This is a genomic window from Pseudomonas sp. LFS074 (genome assembly GCF_047978165.1).
Taxonomy (GTDB): domain Bacteria; phylum Pseudomonadota; class Gammaproteobacteria; order Pseudomonadales; family Pseudomonadaceae; genus Aquipseudomonas; species Aquipseudomonas putida_P.
This window is the reverse complement of sequence record NZ_JBFPFV010000002.1, coordinates 660,781-674,913: the sequence shown is the minus strand read 5'-3', so window position 1 is coordinate 674,913 and position 14,133 is coordinate 660,781. Positions and strand designations below refer to the sequence as shown.

Annotated in this window: 16 protein-coding genes; 11 read left to right on the top strand and 5 right to left on the bottom strand. The window is 61.7% G+C overall.

Annotated elements, in window-relative coordinates; translation table 11 throughout:
• Window positions 1–69 precede the first annotated feature (69 nt).
• Window positions 70–906: a S1 RNA-binding domain-containing protein gene (locus tag ACNQP3_RS21255; RefSeq protein ID WP_264316456.1), complete on the top strand. Its 837-nt coding sequence runs from the start codon at window positions 70–72 to the stop codon at window positions 904–906.
• On the opposite strand, the gene ACNQP3_RS21250 is transcribed toward ACNQP3_RS21255, so the two are convergent.
• The gene (locus tag ACNQP3_RS21250) at window positions 907–1,287 is read right to left on the bottom strand and encodes a hypothetical protein (RefSeq protein ID WP_012273643.1); all 381 of its coding nucleotides are present in this window, start codon (window positions 1,285–1,287) and stop codon (window positions 907–909) included. It lies immediately after the preceding gene.
• A 128-nt stretch (window positions 1,288–1,415) separates the two neighbouring features.
• Window positions 1,416–2,888 (bottom strand): right-handed parallel beta-helix repeat-containing protein, encoded by a 1,473-nt coding sequence (locus tag ACNQP3_RS21245; RefSeq protein ID WP_264316455.1) that lies wholly within the window; start codon window positions 2,886–2,888, stop codon window positions 1,416–1,418.
• A gap of 242 nt (window positions 2,889–3,130) precedes the next feature.
• Here ACNQP3_RS21245 and ACNQP3_RS21240 point away from each other — a divergent pair, with 242 nt between their 5' ends.
• From ACNQP3_RS21240 to def, 3 genes are all read left to right on the top strand, one after another.
• A complete protein-coding gene (locus ACNQP3_RS21240) occupies window positions 3,131–3,310 on the top strand; it encodes a CsbD family protein (RefSeq protein ID WP_264316454.1) in 180 nt (59 codons plus the stop codon).
• A gap of 156 nt (window positions 3,311–3,466) precedes the next feature.
• Window positions 3,467–4,426, top strand: a complete 960-nt coding sequence (locus ACNQP3_RS21235) for a YihY/virulence factor BrkB family protein (RefSeq protein ID WP_012273641.1) — start codon at window positions 3,467–3,469, stop codon at window positions 4,424–4,426.
• On the top strand, window positions 4,423–4,959 hold the full coding sequence (def, locus tag ACNQP3_RS21230) for a peptide deformylase (protein ID WP_012273640.1): 537 nt from the start codon (window positions 4,423–4,425) through the stop codon (window positions 4,957–4,959). Before ACNQP3_RS21235 ends, def begins: the two co-directional genes overlap by 4 nt.
• Here def and ACNQP3_RS21225 read toward each other — a convergent pair.
• On the bottom strand, window positions 4,914–5,282 hold the full coding sequence (locus tag ACNQP3_RS21225) for a GNAT family N-acetyltransferase (protein WP_012273639.1): 369 nt from the start codon (window positions 5,280–5,282) through the stop codon (window positions 4,914–4,916). The two genes, def and ACNQP3_RS21225, sit on opposite strands and share 46 nt — an antisense overlap.
• A gap of 354 nt (window positions 5,283–5,636) precedes the next feature.
• Between ACNQP3_RS21225 and ACNQP3_RS21220 the strand changes: the two genes are divergently transcribed.
• From ACNQP3_RS21220 to ACNQP3_RS21200, 5 genes are all read left to right on the top strand, one after another.
• Entirely contained in the window at window positions 5,637–5,894 is a 258-nt protein-coding gene (locus ACNQP3_RS21220; protein ID WP_060494661.1) for a DUF2790 domain-containing protein, read from the top strand.
• Between the two features lie 183 nt (window positions 5,895–6,077).
• Window positions 6,078–6,503, top strand: a complete 426-nt coding sequence (locus ACNQP3_RS21215) for a YybH family protein (protein ID WP_012273637.1) — start codon at window positions 6,078–6,080, stop codon at window positions 6,501–6,503.
• A gap of 44 nt (window positions 6,504–6,547) precedes the next feature.
• Entirely contained in the window at window positions 6,548–6,892 is a 345-nt protein-coding gene (locus ACNQP3_RS21210; protein ID WP_012273636.1) for a YciI family protein, read from the top strand.
• A 21-nt stretch (window positions 6,893–6,913) separates the two neighbouring features.
• Window positions 6,914–7,399 (top strand): SRPBCC family protein, encoded by a 486-nt coding sequence (locus ACNQP3_RS21205; protein WP_012273635.1) that lies wholly within the window; start codon window positions 6,914–6,916, stop codon window positions 7,397–7,399.
• Window positions 7,399–8,637 carry an RNA polymerase sigma factor gene (locus ACNQP3_RS21200; RefSeq protein ID WP_012273634.1) on the top strand — a complete coding sequence of 413 codons (1,239 nt, stop codon included), beginning with the start codon at window positions 7,399–7,401 and terminating at the stop codon, window positions 8,635–8,637. Before ACNQP3_RS21205 ends, ACNQP3_RS21200 begins: the two co-directional genes overlap by 1 nt.
• A gap of 64 nt (window positions 8,638–8,701) precedes the next feature.
• On the opposite strand, the gene ACNQP3_RS21195 is transcribed toward ACNQP3_RS21200, so the two are convergent.
• Both ACNQP3_RS21195 and ACNQP3_RS21190 read right to left on the bottom strand, forming a co-directional pair.
• Window positions 8,702–9,172 (bottom strand): MaoC family dehydratase, encoded by a 471-nt coding sequence (locus tag ACNQP3_RS21195; protein WP_060494660.1) that lies wholly within the window; start codon window positions 9,170–9,172, stop codon window positions 8,702–8,704.
• A gap of 34 nt (window positions 9,173–9,206) precedes the next feature.
• On the bottom strand, window positions 9,207–10,151 hold the full coding sequence (locus ACNQP3_RS21190) for an alpha/beta hydrolase (protein WP_012273632.1): 945 nt from the start codon (window positions 10,149–10,151) through the stop codon (window positions 9,207–9,209).
• A gap of 218 nt (window positions 10,152–10,369) precedes the next feature.
• Here ACNQP3_RS21190 and fadD2 point away from each other — a divergent pair, with 218 nt between their 5' ends.
• Window positions 10,370–12,058: a long-chain-fatty-acid--CoA ligase FadD2 gene (gene fadD2 / locus ACNQP3_RS21185; protein ID WP_060515445.1), complete on the top strand. Its 1,689-nt coding sequence runs from the start codon at window positions 10,370–10,372 to the stop codon at window positions 12,056–12,058.
• Between the two features lie 332 nt (window positions 12,059–12,390).
• Complete coding sequence (gene fadD1, locus ACNQP3_RS21180) at window positions 12,391–14,088, top strand: long-chain-fatty-acid--CoA ligase FadD1 (RefSeq protein WP_012273630.1); 1,698 nt, start codon at window positions 12,391–12,393, stop codon at window positions 14,086–14,088.
• The last annotated feature ends 45 nt before the right edge of the window (window positions 14,089–14,133 follow it).

The following is a 14,133-nucleotide window of genomic DNA, read 5'->3' as shown; positions in this document are numbered from 1 at the left end:
GTCCGGAAGCTTTGACACCACCCCATGTCTATCCGGAAAATAGCCCCCTTGTCTTGAGGATCATCGGAAATGGCTCTGCTTGGGCGTTACAACAGTTTGCAAATCGTGAAACACGTGGACTTCGGTCTGTACCTGGACGGCGGCGCCGATGGCGAGATCCTGCTGCCCGGGCGCTATATCCCGAAAAACGCCGAGACCGAGGTCGATGACTGGCTGAACGTGTTCATCTACCTGGACAGCGAAGACCAGCTGATCGCCACCACCGAGAAGCCCAAGGTGCAGGTGGGCGAGTTCGCCAGCCTCAAGGTCAAGGACATCAACGGTGCCGGTATCTTCCTTGACTGGGGCCTGTCCAAGGACCTGCTGATGCCGTACTCGGAAGAGGCACGGCCGCTGAAGATCGGCGATTACTGCGTGGTGCACGTGTACCTCGACAAGCGCACCCGCCGCATCACCGCCACCTCGCGTCTGGACCGCTACCTCGACGTTACCCCGGCCGACTACAAGGTTGGCCAGCCGGTCGAGTTGCTGGTGGCCGGCGAAACGCCGATGGGCTTCAAGGCCATCATCAACAACCGCCACTGGGGTTTGATCCACAAGAACGAGGTGTTCAAGTGCCTGCGCTCGGGCATGCACGAGAAGGGCTTCATCAAGGAAGTGCGCCCGGACGGCAAGATCTCGCTGAGCCTGCAGCCGGTCGGCGCGGCCCTGGCAGACACCCTGCAAGAGCAGATCATGGCGCGCCTGGAGGCCGAAGGCGGGGTGTTGGGTGTGTGTGACAAGAGCGATCCTGCGTTGATCAGCAAGCTGTTCAACGTCAGCAAGGGCAACTTCAAGAAGGCCATTGGCGGGTTGTTCAAGCAGGGCCTGATCGTCATCCATGACGATCGGATCGAAAAGGCCTGATCAGGCCTGCACGAAGGTACGGAAGTCTAGCTGCTCACCACCGGGACGGGTGTCGCGCAGCAGCGAGTCGCGGTCGGCGCTGAGGGCCAGGCTGATGGTCGAGCGGCGCTTGCCGGGGTTGCGCACTTCCATTTGCTCCTGGTGAGCTTTGAGGAAGTTGGTAGGCACCTTCAGGTGCTGCAGCTCATCGCTTTCTGGGTTGTGCAGCAGCAAGTTGACCCAGTCGGGCTGGCCCTTGCGCAGCAGCGCCACCGGCACTTCGAACCACCACAGGTTGCGCTTGCGGTCGAGGATGGCGAACAGGGTATTGCTGCTGGTCAGCACCGGCCGGGCCAGTGCTTCGTTGCGCCGGGCAATGGCGGCGGGTTTGTCGAGTTTCATGCAGGTTCCTGCGGGTTGACGCTATGAAGGCCTGCATTGTGAGGGGTGGCACCGGGCGGGGCAAGGCTTGTAACGTGCGGTGCGTATGCGGGCCCTTTCGCGGGCAAGCCTGCGAAAGGGCCGGTACTTCACCGGCGAACCGGCAGGCTCAATTCAGACGTTGCCCCATCGGCAGTGGTCACCGTCGCAGTAAAGCTGCGCAACTCGCCCATATTCTCCAACACCTGCGCAAACCGCGCCTCGCCCTGCGGGTCGCTGTTCACCAGCACGTCCCCAAGGTACTGCTGCGCCTCGGTGCCATCGGCCTCGGCATTGCCAAAGAACTCCACCCGCAGCAGGCTCGACGCCGGCCCCTGCACTTCTCCACGCAACACATTGCCTTCCAGCGCTAACAGCCGTGGTGCCTGCTGGTTATGGTTGGGTAGCGGCTGGCAAGGCTTGGGCTCGCCCTTGGCATCGCAGATGATCGCCTGGTCTTGCTTGGCAAGGTCGGCCCCCACCCCACGCGACCCCACATACAGCGCATGCGCCTGGGCCGGCACGCCAAACACGATGGCGCCGGTGTGCTGGTCGGGCACGCATGAACCGCCGGCCTCGCAGCGGCGGATGTCCTGGCTGTTACCCCAGATGCGGTTGGCGCTCAGGCGCGTGGCGGTAATGTCCGGCTCCGGGCGCAGGGCCACGCCGATGCGGTTGCCGTGGATCAGGTTGCCGTCGAGGATGTTGCCCTCGCCGGTGACGCTGACGCCGATCGAGTTACCGCTGAAGGTATTGGCCGCCAGGTAATTGCGCTTGCCCCAGTTGATCTGCAGGCCGTCGGAGTAGTTTTCGAACCGGTTGCGCACCACGCTGTTGTCGTTGCCCAGCAGAATCTCGATGCCTTGGGAGGGCTCAGGGTTGGCTGCGGTGGAGCGGAACAGGTTGTCGGCCACCAGGTTGAACGCCGCACCGCGGGTCAGCTCCAGGCCGTCGCCGTTGTCGATCAGCTGGTTGCGCAGCACCTTGTTGTTGTTCGTGGTGGTGGCGGTGGGGTTACCGGCGCCGTCGTCGCCGGTCAGCATGATGCCCGCGCCGCCCTTGTTGGCGACGATGCGGTTGTCTTCGATCACGTTGTAGCTTGCGCGGTTGACCAGGATGCCGATGCAGAAATTGCGCACTTCCAGGCCGCTCAGGTGCACGCCCTGGGTGTCACGCAGCACCAGCCCGGGGTTGGTGGTGGTGCGCACGTTGGTGCCGAACTGGCCGGGCAGGGCGCCGGGGCAGGTGTGTACGCCCTGGTCCTTGATGTAGGCCGAGCCGTCGATGGCGATGTATTGGCCGTTTTGTGCCCAGGGCAGGCCGGTGATACGTACCGGGCCTTTGATTTCCGGCAGTGCGCGGCTGGGGCGGATGACATAGGGCGGCTTGCCCACGGCCGCAATATCGATGCGGTAGTGGCCTGGGTTCTGGTTGCTGGTTTCGATGGCCCAGCGCAGCGAGCCGGGTTGGCCGTCGTCGGCATAACGCTCGACACGCAGGGTTTCGGGGCTGGCCGGTGCGGCGGCCAGGGTGGGCAAGGGGAGCAGTGGCAGCAAGGCCACCAGCGCAGGCATCAAACGCATGGGTGTGGGTATCCGAAAACATTGTTCTTATCGAGTGTCCGCCTGCTTCGGGCGGACGTTTGCGGGGATTCTAGGGCAGCCGTACTGACTGCGCAGGGGCGCGGTGGCGATTGGGTGCGGTATTCGCCCGCAGATTTACCGCTCGGCTTATGGAAGGAAAATTCGTTGAAACTCCTGATGAAGGCGTTGGGTCCACCTACTGTCGACACGGTCCACGTGTCTCCATTTGCAGGAGTTTTGCCATGAGCGGTACCAAAGACAAAGCGAAAGGCCTGGCCAACGAAGCGATCGGCAACGTGAAGCAGGGAGTCGGCAAGGTGACCGACAACGACAAGCTGCGGGCCGAGGGCAAGGCACAGGAACTCAAAGGCGAGGCGCAGCAAATCAAGGGCAATTTGAAGGATGCGGTGAAAAAGCCTTGATTCGAGGTGGTTTGTGCCGCCCCCTTCGCGGGCAAGCCCGCAAAGGGGGCGGCACTGTCGTAAGCAAATTCTTCAATCATGGCCGGGAGCAGCACAGCAACGACAGGGTCTATTAGACTTGCCTGTTGTAATGATCAAGCGGCGAAAGGAGACGCTATGATTTTCCCCGACCTGCGCGGCCTGCCCCTGCACCGCGTGCTGGTACGCACCGTCAAGGAATTCCTCGACGACGAGATGTCCACCTATGCCTCAGCGCTGGCGTATCAGGCGCTGTTCTCGCTGTTCCCCTTCCTGTTGTTTCTGATTGCCCTGATCGGCTTTCTGCACTTGCCGGACTTCTTCTCCTGGCTGCGCTTGCAGTCGGAACTGGTGTTACCGCCCCAGGCGCTGGAGCAGGTCAACCCGGTAATCGACCAGCTGCAGCAGTCCAAGGGCGGGCTGTTGTCGGTAGGTATCGTGATTGCCTTGTGGACTGCCTCTGCCGGCGTGCGCCTGATGATGAGCGCCATGAACGCCGCCTACGACGTGCCTGAAGGCCGCCCGGTGTGGAAGCGCATCCCGCTGTCCATTTTCTACACCGTGGGCCTGGCCGGTATGCTGCTGGCGGCCGCGGCATTGATGGTGCTGGGCCCTCAGGTGATGGAGTGGATCGCTGCCCAGATCGGTATGCAGGAATTCATCGTCACCCTGTGGACCATCCTGCGCTGGCCGGTGATCATCATCCTGTTGATGGTGGCGGTGGCGCTGATCTACTACGTGATGCCCGACGTGAAACAGAAGTTTCGCTTCATCACCCCAGGCTCGGTGCTGGCGGTGGTGGTGTGGATCGTGGCCTCACTGGGCTTTGCCTATTACGTGAAGACCTTTGCCGACTACAACGCCATGTACGGCAGCATTGGTGCAATCATCGTGCTGTTGCTGTATTTCTATATCTCGGCCGCCGTGCTGCTGCTCGGCGCCGAAATGAATGCGGTGATCGAGCACATGTCAGCCGAAGGCAAGAACCCGGGCGAAAAAGACTTCGACGGGGAAAAGCCCAAGGAAACCTTGACGGTACTGGGCCACGAGCACCCGAACCCGAGCGAGCCTCATACCGTCGAGCCGAACCCCCGATGATCCGTGACATTCTCAAGATGGGCGATGAACGCCTACTGCGCATCGCCCCGCCAGTGCCTGAGCACATGCTCGGCACTGCCGAACTGCAGCAACTGATCGACGACATGTTCGAAACCATGCGCCATGTGGGCGGTGTGGGCCTGGCCGCGCCGCAGATCGGCATCGACCTGCAACTGGTGATTTTCGGCTTCGAGCGCAGCGAGCGTTACCCCGATGCCGAGGCGGTGCCGCAGACCATTTTGCTGAACCCGGTCATCACCCCGACCTCCAGCGAGGTCGAGGACGGTTGGGAAGGTTGCCTCTCGGTGCCCGGCCTGCGTGGCGTGGTGCCGCGCTTCAAGCATATCTGCTACGAAGGCATCGACCCCCAGGGCAACCCGATCAACCGCTTTGCCGACGGCTTCCATGCGCGGGTCGTGCAGCACGAGTGCGACCACTTGATTGGCCGACTGTACCCCTCGCGTATCCAGGACTTTGCCAAGTTTGGTTACACCGAGGTGCTGTTCCCTGGGCTTGAGGTCAGCGACGACTGACCCCGCTGCAAGGCGACAAGGCATTTGCTGCGCTGGTAGCGTTGCAGGCGGCCGGCCAAGGCTTCTGGCAGTTGTTGAGCCAGGTCGAAACCCAGGCGCTGATAGAAGGGGACAAGGTCGGGATGGCAGAACAGCCAGACAGGCCTGCGAGCCTGTACCAGCGCCGCCTCCACCAACCGTGCTGCCACCCCCTGACTGCGCTGCTGTGGGTCGACGAACAGGCCGGTCAGCCAGAAACCCTCACCCACCGCACTCAGGCTCAGCCCGGCAATGATGCCTGGGGCCCTTGCTACCCACAGTTCGGCGTCGCTTGCCGCGCGCATGCGTGAGCCGTGCTGGCGATAAAAGTGGTCCAGTAAACGGCGTTCTATGTCCGAAAGTTTCGAACAGGACATTTTTTCAGAAATGGCGAGCCCTACCCTGAAACGTGGCCAGAGGCTCTGGCCTGATGATTTGCGGCCACTTTGTCGCAGATTGTTGCAAAACCGGCAAGGGTGAATATCCGACTCTGGGGTTCAACTATTGCTGGCCGGGAGTAGAATTTTACTCGTCCCCCCTGGCAGTACGAAGCGGGATCGGTACTTCGTGCCATCTTCACCGTAGATGGCAACTTCTCCGCGCCGGATACGGCAATAGAAGTCAATCGATCAGCTTGAATGCTCAAAAGGCAAACCCACATGAAACCATTACTGATTCTTGCATTGGTCGGTATGTCCTCGTTCGCCCTTGCCGATGAGGTCACACCCGTCTCCAGCCAGCCTGTGGCCCAGCAGTACGACTACTCCATGAACCTGGACATCAAGCGGGTGATCAACTTGTCGACCATCCCCAATGTCTGCGAGGTGGTACCTGCGACCATGACTTACGAAGACCACCAGGGCCAGGTGCACACCATCCAGTACCGAGCCATGGGTGAGGGTTGCCAGCAGGGCTGATCGACAAATATCCATTCTACTAGGTGATGGCTCCATCGCCGGCAAGCCAGCTTGCCGGCGATGGAGCCATCACCTTTCAGAATTTTCTACAAGCCATGTCGATTCCTTCAGACATCGTTCGACAATAGGTGAAGGTACGCTCCACGCCGTGCCCAAACCCATTGTCCTGTCGGAGGAACCCCGATGAGCACCGCAGCCGAAACCGAGATCCGCCAACTGATCGAGCGCTGGATGCAGGCCGTGCGCGATCGCGACATCCCCAACATCACCGCCCCCTATGCCGATGACATTGTCGCCTTCGATGCCATCCAGTCCCTGCAATTCAAAGGCAAGGCCCCCTACACCGCGCACTGGGAAATGTGCATGAACATGTGCACGGGCCCCATGGTCTTCGAGCTTGCCGAACTCACCGTGCACGCCGCTGGCGACCTGGCCCTGGCCCATTGGCTAAACCGCTGCGGGCCGGGGGATGACGAAAGCCAGTGCGGCTTCATGCGCGCCACCGTGGGCTATCGTCGTCAAGGTGGCCAGTGGCAGGTGATCCACGAGCACTGGTCGGCACCGTTCGACATGGAAACGCAAAAAGCCCTGTTCGATCTCAAGCCCTGAGCCGTTATCGCCAAACGCACTTTGCCAATGCTCTGGAGGTGACCATGAAATACCTGTGCCTGGTCTATTGTGACGAGGGGTTGCTGCACAGCCTTCCCGACAGCCCGGAAGACGCCGAATGCATGGCTTACGCCGAAACCATTCACGGTTCTGGGCGCATGCTGGCGGCCGAGGCGTTGAAGCCGGTGCAAACGGCGACCACGGTGCGCGTGCGCAAGGGGCACATGAGCCTGACCGATGGCCCCTTCGCCGAAACCAAGGAGCAACTGGCCGGCTTTTACCTGGTGGAGGCCCGCGACCTCAACGAAGCACTGAATATCGCCAAGGGCATCCCTGCCGCGCGGGTTGGCAGTGTTGAGGTGCGCCCGGTGCGCGAACTGCAACCCTGATAGCCAAGGAGAACAACCAGCATGAGCCTTGCACCCACTGCGCAAGCGCAACACGAGTTGTCCATCAGCCGCCTGATCGACGCACCACCGGCCAAGGTATTCCGTGCCTGGACCGACCCCCAGTGGCTGATGCAGTGGTGGGGGCCGCACGGCATGACCACCCCGGAGTGCGAGATGCAGTTATGGGCCGGCGGCCTGTTTCGCACCCTGATGCGGGCCCCGGATGGCAGCGAGTACCCGAACCAGGGCGTATTTCTGGAAATTGCCGCGCCGCGCCGGTTGGTGTTCACCGATGCCTTCGGCCCCGGTTGGGTGCCGTCGGACAAGGCCTTCATGACTGCCGTGATCAGCTTTGACGAGGAACAAGGCAAAACTCGCTATACCGCCCGTGCCTGGCACTGGACTGCCGCTGACTGCCGTGCCCACGAGGAAATGGGCTTCCACCAGGGCTGGGGAGAAAGCCTGGACCGCCTGGTGGAGGTGGTGACCCAGCGGATGCCCGACTGATGACGGCACTGGCGCAGGTGCGCGCCGAAGTCGAGGCGGTGTACCGGCGTGAGTCGCGGCGCATCCTGGCGACGTTGATCCGCTTGCTGGGTGACTTCGACCTGGCCGAGGAGGCCATGCATGATGCCTTCTTCATCGCCGTCGAGCGCTGGCAGCGCGACGGCATACCCGATAACCCAAGGGCATGGCTGGTTTCCACCGGGCGCTTCAAAGCTATTGATGCGTTGCGCCGACGCGCCCGTTTCGACCGCTCCCAGGCAGACCTGAGCATGCTGCTCGAAGGCCAGGCGCAGGATCCCAGTGATGACGAACTGCTGGCCGATGACCGCCTGCGGCTGATCTTTACCTGCTGCCACCCGGCACTGTCGGCTGACGCCCAGGTGCCATTGACCCTGCGCGAAGTGTGCGACCTGACCACCGAGCAGATCGCCCGTGCCTTCCTGCAAAGCCCGGCCACCATTGCCCAGCGCATCGTCCGCGCCAAGGCCAAGATCCGCGAGGCCGGCATCCCTTATCAAGTGCCGGAACTGAACGAACTGCGCGAGCGCCTGGATAGCGTGTTACGGGTGATCTACCTGGTGTTCAACGAGGGCTATTCGGCGTCATCGGGCGAGGCACTGCTGCAGCAGGACCTCAGTGATGAAGCCATTCGCCTGGCGCGGTTGCTTGTGCAGTTGCTGCCCGACCCGGAAGCGGTCGGCCTGCTGGCCTTGATGTTGCTGCAGGCGTCCCGGCAGCAGGCACGTATCGATGCCCAGGGCAACCTGGTGGTGCTGGAACAGCAGGACCGCAGCCTGTGGGACCGGCCACGCATTGAAGAGGGCTGCGAACTGGTGCGCCAGGCCCTGCAGAGCCGGGCGTTTGGCGCCTATACCGTTCAGGCGGCGATTGCTGCCGTGCATGCCGAAGCGGCAACGGCTGAACAGACAGATTGGGCTGAGATCGTTGGGCTTTATGACGTGTTGCAGCGTCATTGGCCGTCGGCGGTGGTGGAGTTGAACCGGGCGGTGGCGCTGGCGAAGCGAGATGGGCCGGAGGTTGGCCTGCGGGTAGTCGAAGGGATTCTGGCGCGGGGTGAACTGCTGGACTATCACCTGGCGCATGCGGCGCGGGCCGAGCTGCATTATCAGCTGGGGCAAATGGAGGAGGCGCGTGCGGCCTGGCGGCAGGCACTGGCGTTGACCCGACAGGCGCCGGAGCGGCGGCATATCGAGCAGCGGTTGAAACTCATTGAATGATGTTGGCGATACCGGCCTCTTCGCGGGCTTGCCCGCGAAGAGGCCGGTATTGGCTTATCAGTTTTCAGCTAGCCACAAAATTCGGCGGCGACACCAGCTCGACGGTCTGCTGCTTGCGCGGTGCCAGGATCTCGGCTTCACCCTGGACCACCAGCTCATCGTTCTGGTTGTACACATTGGTCGCGATGCGCACCTTGAACTTGGGCAACTTCTCGAGAATTTCCAGCCGCACGGTCAGGGTGTCGCCAATTTTCACCGGTTTCTGGAAGCTCATCTGCTGGCCCAGGTAGATGGTGCCAGGGCCAGGCAGGGTGCAGGCCACTGCAGCACTGATCAGCGCGCCGCTGAACATGCCATGGGCAATCCGCTCGCGGAACATGCTCTTTGCGGCGAACTCGGCATTCAGGTGAACCGGGTTGTGGTCACCGGACATCGCAGCGAACAGCTGGATGTCGCGTTCTTCGACGGACTTCTTGTACTCGGCTTTCTGGCCGACTTCGAGGGCTTCGTAAGGCGTGTTGGTGACCTGGGACATCGGTGCTTCCTTAAGCGTTGGGCGAGGGCGGCTATCATTCACTGCGCACAGGGCGGCCAAGGGCCAGCGCCTGTTCAAGCCAGCCGAGAATATCGGCGGTGACCTCGTCACGGTTGGTTTCGTTGAGTACTTCATGCCGCGCATCAGGATAGACGCGTAGCCGTACATGTCGATTGCCGGTCGCGCGCAGGGCGTCGGCCAGATGGGTAAGACGCTTGCCAGCACTGACCGGATCACATTCGCCACCAATTACCAGTATTGGCAGGTTGGGGTCGATCTGCGCGAGGTTACTCGGCTGGCTGATCTGCGCCAACCCTTGCAGCAGGTCCAACCACAGCTGGTTGCTGCAGCGAAAGCCGCACAACGGGTCGTTGACGTACTGGTCGACCTCGCCGGGGTCGCGGCTGAGCCAGTCGAATGCTGTGCGGTTGGGCTTGAAGGCCTTGTTGAACGAACCAAACGACAACCACTCGATCAGTGCACTTTTACCCAACGGCCCTTGGCGCCAGGCCTCAAGCCGGGCAATCAGCCGTGCCACGCGGTACAGCGCCGCCGGCTGGTAGTTGGAGCCGCTGAGGATCGCCCCGTGCAGGCTGCCACTGTGGTGCAACAGGTAGGCCTGGGCAATATAGCTACCCATGCTGTGGCCAAGCAGGAACAGTGGCGTGCACGGGTATTGCTGGCCGATGTGCTGGGCCACGCGTCCGAGGTCGTTGACCACGGCATTCCAGCCATGATGGCGGGCGAACAGGCCGAGGCTGCCCTGTTCGGCGGTGCGCCCGTGGCCGCGTTGGTCGGCAGCGAACAGGGCAAAGCCGGCCTCGCTCAGGGCATGCCCCAGGCGTTGGTAGCGCCCGGCATGCTCGGCCATGCCATGGGCCAGCAGCACCACGGCCTTTACTGGCGTGGCCGGCAGCCATTGGTGTACGTACAGGCTGCAGTGCTCGCTGGCGGGTAGCCAGAAGGCGTCGTGGGGCATGGCGGGTCCTTGTGCGCGCGGTTACCCGGACAGTGTATGCACAACCGGCCGGATTGCAGGAAGGGCACAAATAAGATTCACAATGTTAATGGCGGCACTTGGCGTATATGCCGCCTTGGGCTTACCTGCTAACGTCGGATCAACGCCTTTTTGCCAGCAGGCAATCGGGTAGAGGACAAAAGGACGCAGTGCAGGTCCAGGCAGAGGAACAATAATAAATGCAAGCCGAATTCTGGAATGACAAGCGCCCGGCGGGCGTGCCTTCCACCATCGACATCAACGCCTACGCCTCGGTCGTCGAGGTGTTCGAACGCTCCTGCAAGCGCTTTGCCGACCGCCCGGCGTTCAGCAATCTGGGCGTGACGCTGAGTTATGCCGAGCTGGAGCGCCATTCGGCAGCCTTCACTGCCTGGTTGCAGCAGCACACCGACCTCAAGCCGGGTGACCGCATCGCGGTGCAGATGCCCAATGTGCTGCAGTACCCCATCGCCGTGTTCGGTGCCATGCGCGCCGGGCTGATCGTGGTCAACACCAACCCGCTGTACACCGAGCGCGAGATGCGCCACCAGTTCAAGGACAGCGGCGCCCGTGCGCTGGTGTACCTGAACATGTTCGGCAAGCGCGTGCAGGAAGTGCTGCCCGATACCGGTATCGAATACCTGATCGAGGCGAAGATGGGCGACCTGCTGCCCACCGCCAAGGGCTGGCTGGTCAACACTGTGGTCGACAAGCTGAAGAAGATGGTGCCGGCCTACAATTTGCCCCAGGCGGTGCCGTTCAAGCAGGTGCTGCGCGAGGGCCGTGGGCTGTCGCCCAAGCCCGTGCCGCTGAACCTCGACGACATCGCCGTGCTGCAGTACACCGGCGGCACCACCGGCCTGGCCAAGGGCGCCATGCTCACCCACGGCAACCTGGTGGCCAACATGCTGCAGGTGCTGGCGTGCTTCTCGCAGCACGGCCCCGATGGGCAGAAGCTGCTCAAGGACGGCCAGGAGGTGATGATCGCGCCCCTGCCGCTTTACCACATCTATGCCTTTACCGCGAACTGCATGTGCATGATGGTCACCGGCAACCACAACGTGCTGATTACCAACCCTCGGGATATTCCCGGCTTCATCAAGGAGCTGGGCAAGTGGCGATTCTCTGCGTTGCTGGGCCTCAACACCCTGTTTGTTGCGCTGATGGACCATCCTGGTTTCCGCCAGCTGGATTTCTCGGCGCTGAAAGTCACCAACTCCGGCGGTACGGCGCTGGTCAAGGCAACCGCCGAGCGCTGGGAAGCCCTTACCGGGTGCCGCATCGTCGAAGGCTACGGCCTGACCGAAACCTCGCCTGTGGCCAGCACCAACCCCTATGGTCAATTGGCGCGCCTGGGCACAGTGGGTATTCCGGTGGCGGGTACGGCATTCAAGGTCATTGATGATGACGGCAACGAAATGCCGCTGGGCGAGCGCGGCGAGTTGTGCATCAAGGGGCCACAGGTGATGAAGGGTTACTGGCAGCAGCCCGAGGCCACGGCCCAGGCCCTGGATGCCGAAGGCTGGTTCAAGACCGGTGACATCGCGGTGATCGACCCGGACGGCTTCACCCGCATCGTCGATCGCAAGAAGGACATGATCATCGTCTCGGGTTTCAACGTGTACCCCAACGAGATCGAGGACGTGGTGATGGGCCACCCCAAGGTCGCCAACTGTGCAGCCATCGGCGTGCCGGACGACCGCTCCGGCGAGGCGGTGAAGCTGTTCGTGGTGCCGCGCGAGGGCGGGCTGAGCGTGGATGAGCTCAAGGCCTACTGCAAGGCCAACTTCACCGGCTACAAAGTACCCAAGCACATCGTGCTGCGCGAGTCGTTGCCGATGACGCCGGTAGGCAAGATTCTGCGACGGGAGTTGCGCGACATCGCTTGAGGTAAGTGTTGGCTACTTTGCGAGCAAGCCCGCTCCTACGTCGGTCTTTGTAGGAGCGGGCTTGCCCGCGATTGCCTCGAACAGCTCTAACAGGCCAATTACAGCCTGATCTGCGACATTTTGGTTAAAAACTCTAAAAATGACCTGTATTGTTCATTGAGTCATTTTTGTGACCGCAAGGCCTGTTTTGGCCTCTAGGCGACCCCAGGCAAAGCTGTTACTCTCGGCCCGCTTTCAGATGATCCGGTTTGCAACGAACCGTCATCTCATATCAATAATAAGCGCATCGACGCGTGAATCGAACTTCGCTGTTGCTGAAGGAGTGGGCTTCCATGATCGAAAATTTTTGGAAGGATAAGTACCCAGCCGGGATTACGGCGGAAATCAATCCTGACGAATTCCCCAATATCCAGGCAGTACTCAAGCAATCCTGCCAACGCTTTGCCGACAAACCGGCCTTTAGCAACCTGGGCAAGACTATCACTTATGGCGAGTTGTATGCGCTGTCGGGGGCGTTTGCCGCCTGGCTGCAGCAGCATACCGACCTCAAGCCGGGTGACCGCATTGCCGTGCAACTGCCCAATGTCCTGCAATACCCGGTCGCGGTCTTCGGCGCCATGCGTGCCGGGCTGATCGTGGTCAATACCAACCCGCTGTATACCGCGCGGGAGATGGAACATCAGTTCAACGACTCCGGCGCCAAGGCCCTGGTGTGCCTGGCCAACATGGCCCACCTGGCCGAAAAGGTGGTACCCAAGACCCAGGTCAAACACGTCATCGTCACTGAAGTGGCCGACCTGCTGCCGCCGCTTAAGCGCCTGTTGATCAACAGCGTGATCAAGTACGTGAAGAAGATGGTGCCGGCCTACAGCCTGCCACAAGCCGTGCGCTTCAACGACGCCCTGGCGTTGGGCAAGGGCCAGCCGGTTACCGAGGCCAACCCGCAGGCCAACGATGTGGCCGTGCTGCAATACACCGGCGGTACGACCGGCGTGGCCAAAGGCGCCATGCTGACCCATCGCAACCTGGTGGCCAACATGCTGCAGTGCCGGGCGCTGATGGGCTCGAACCTGCACGAAGGCTGCGAGATCCTCATCACCCCGCTGCCGCTGTACCACATCTATGCCTTTACCTTCCATTGCATGGCGATGATGCTGATCGGCAACCACAACGTGCTGATCAGCAACCCGCGTGACCTGCCGGCCATGGTCAAGGAACTGGGCAAGTGGAAGTTCAGCGGTTTTGTCGGCCTCAACACACTGTTCGTTGCCCTGTGCAACAACGAGGCGTTCCGTGCCCTGGACTTCTCGGCGCTGAAAATCACCCTGTCGGGTGGTATGGCCCTGCAACTGAGCGTGGCCGAGCGCTGGAAGGCCGTTACTGGTTGCGCCATCTGCGAAGGTTACGGCATGACCGAAACCAGCCCGGTGGCGGCAGTGAACCCGGCGGAGGCCAACCAGGTGGGCACCATCGGTATTCCGGTGCCATCGACCCTGTGCAAGATCATCGACGACGCCGGCAACGAGCTACCGCTGGGCGAAGTGGGCGAGCTGTGTGTGAAGGGCCCGCAGGTGATGAAGGGCTACTGGCAGCGCGAAGACGCCACTGCCGAGATTCTCGACAGCGAAGGCTGGCTGAAGACCGGTGACATCGCCCTGATCCAGGCGGACGGTTACATGCGCATCGTCGACCGCAAGAAGGACATGATCCTGGTTTCTGGCTTCAACGTGTACCCCAACGAGCTGGAAGACGTGCTGGCGGCCCTGCCGGGCGTGCTGCAGTGTGCAGCCATTGGTGTGCCGGACGAGAAGTCGGGTGAAGTGATCAAGGTATTCATCGTGGTCAAGCCGGGCATGACCGTGACCAAGGAGCAGGTGATGGAGCACATGCGTGCCAACGTTACCGGCTACAAGGTGCCGCGCCAGATCGAGTTCCGCGACGCACTGCCGACCACCAACGTGGGCAAGATCCTGCGCCGCGAATTGCGCGATGAAGAACTGAAGAAGCAAGGCTTGAAGAAGATCGCCTGATCAGAAGCCTGCACGGCCAGTGTGGGAGCGGCGCAAGGCCGCTCT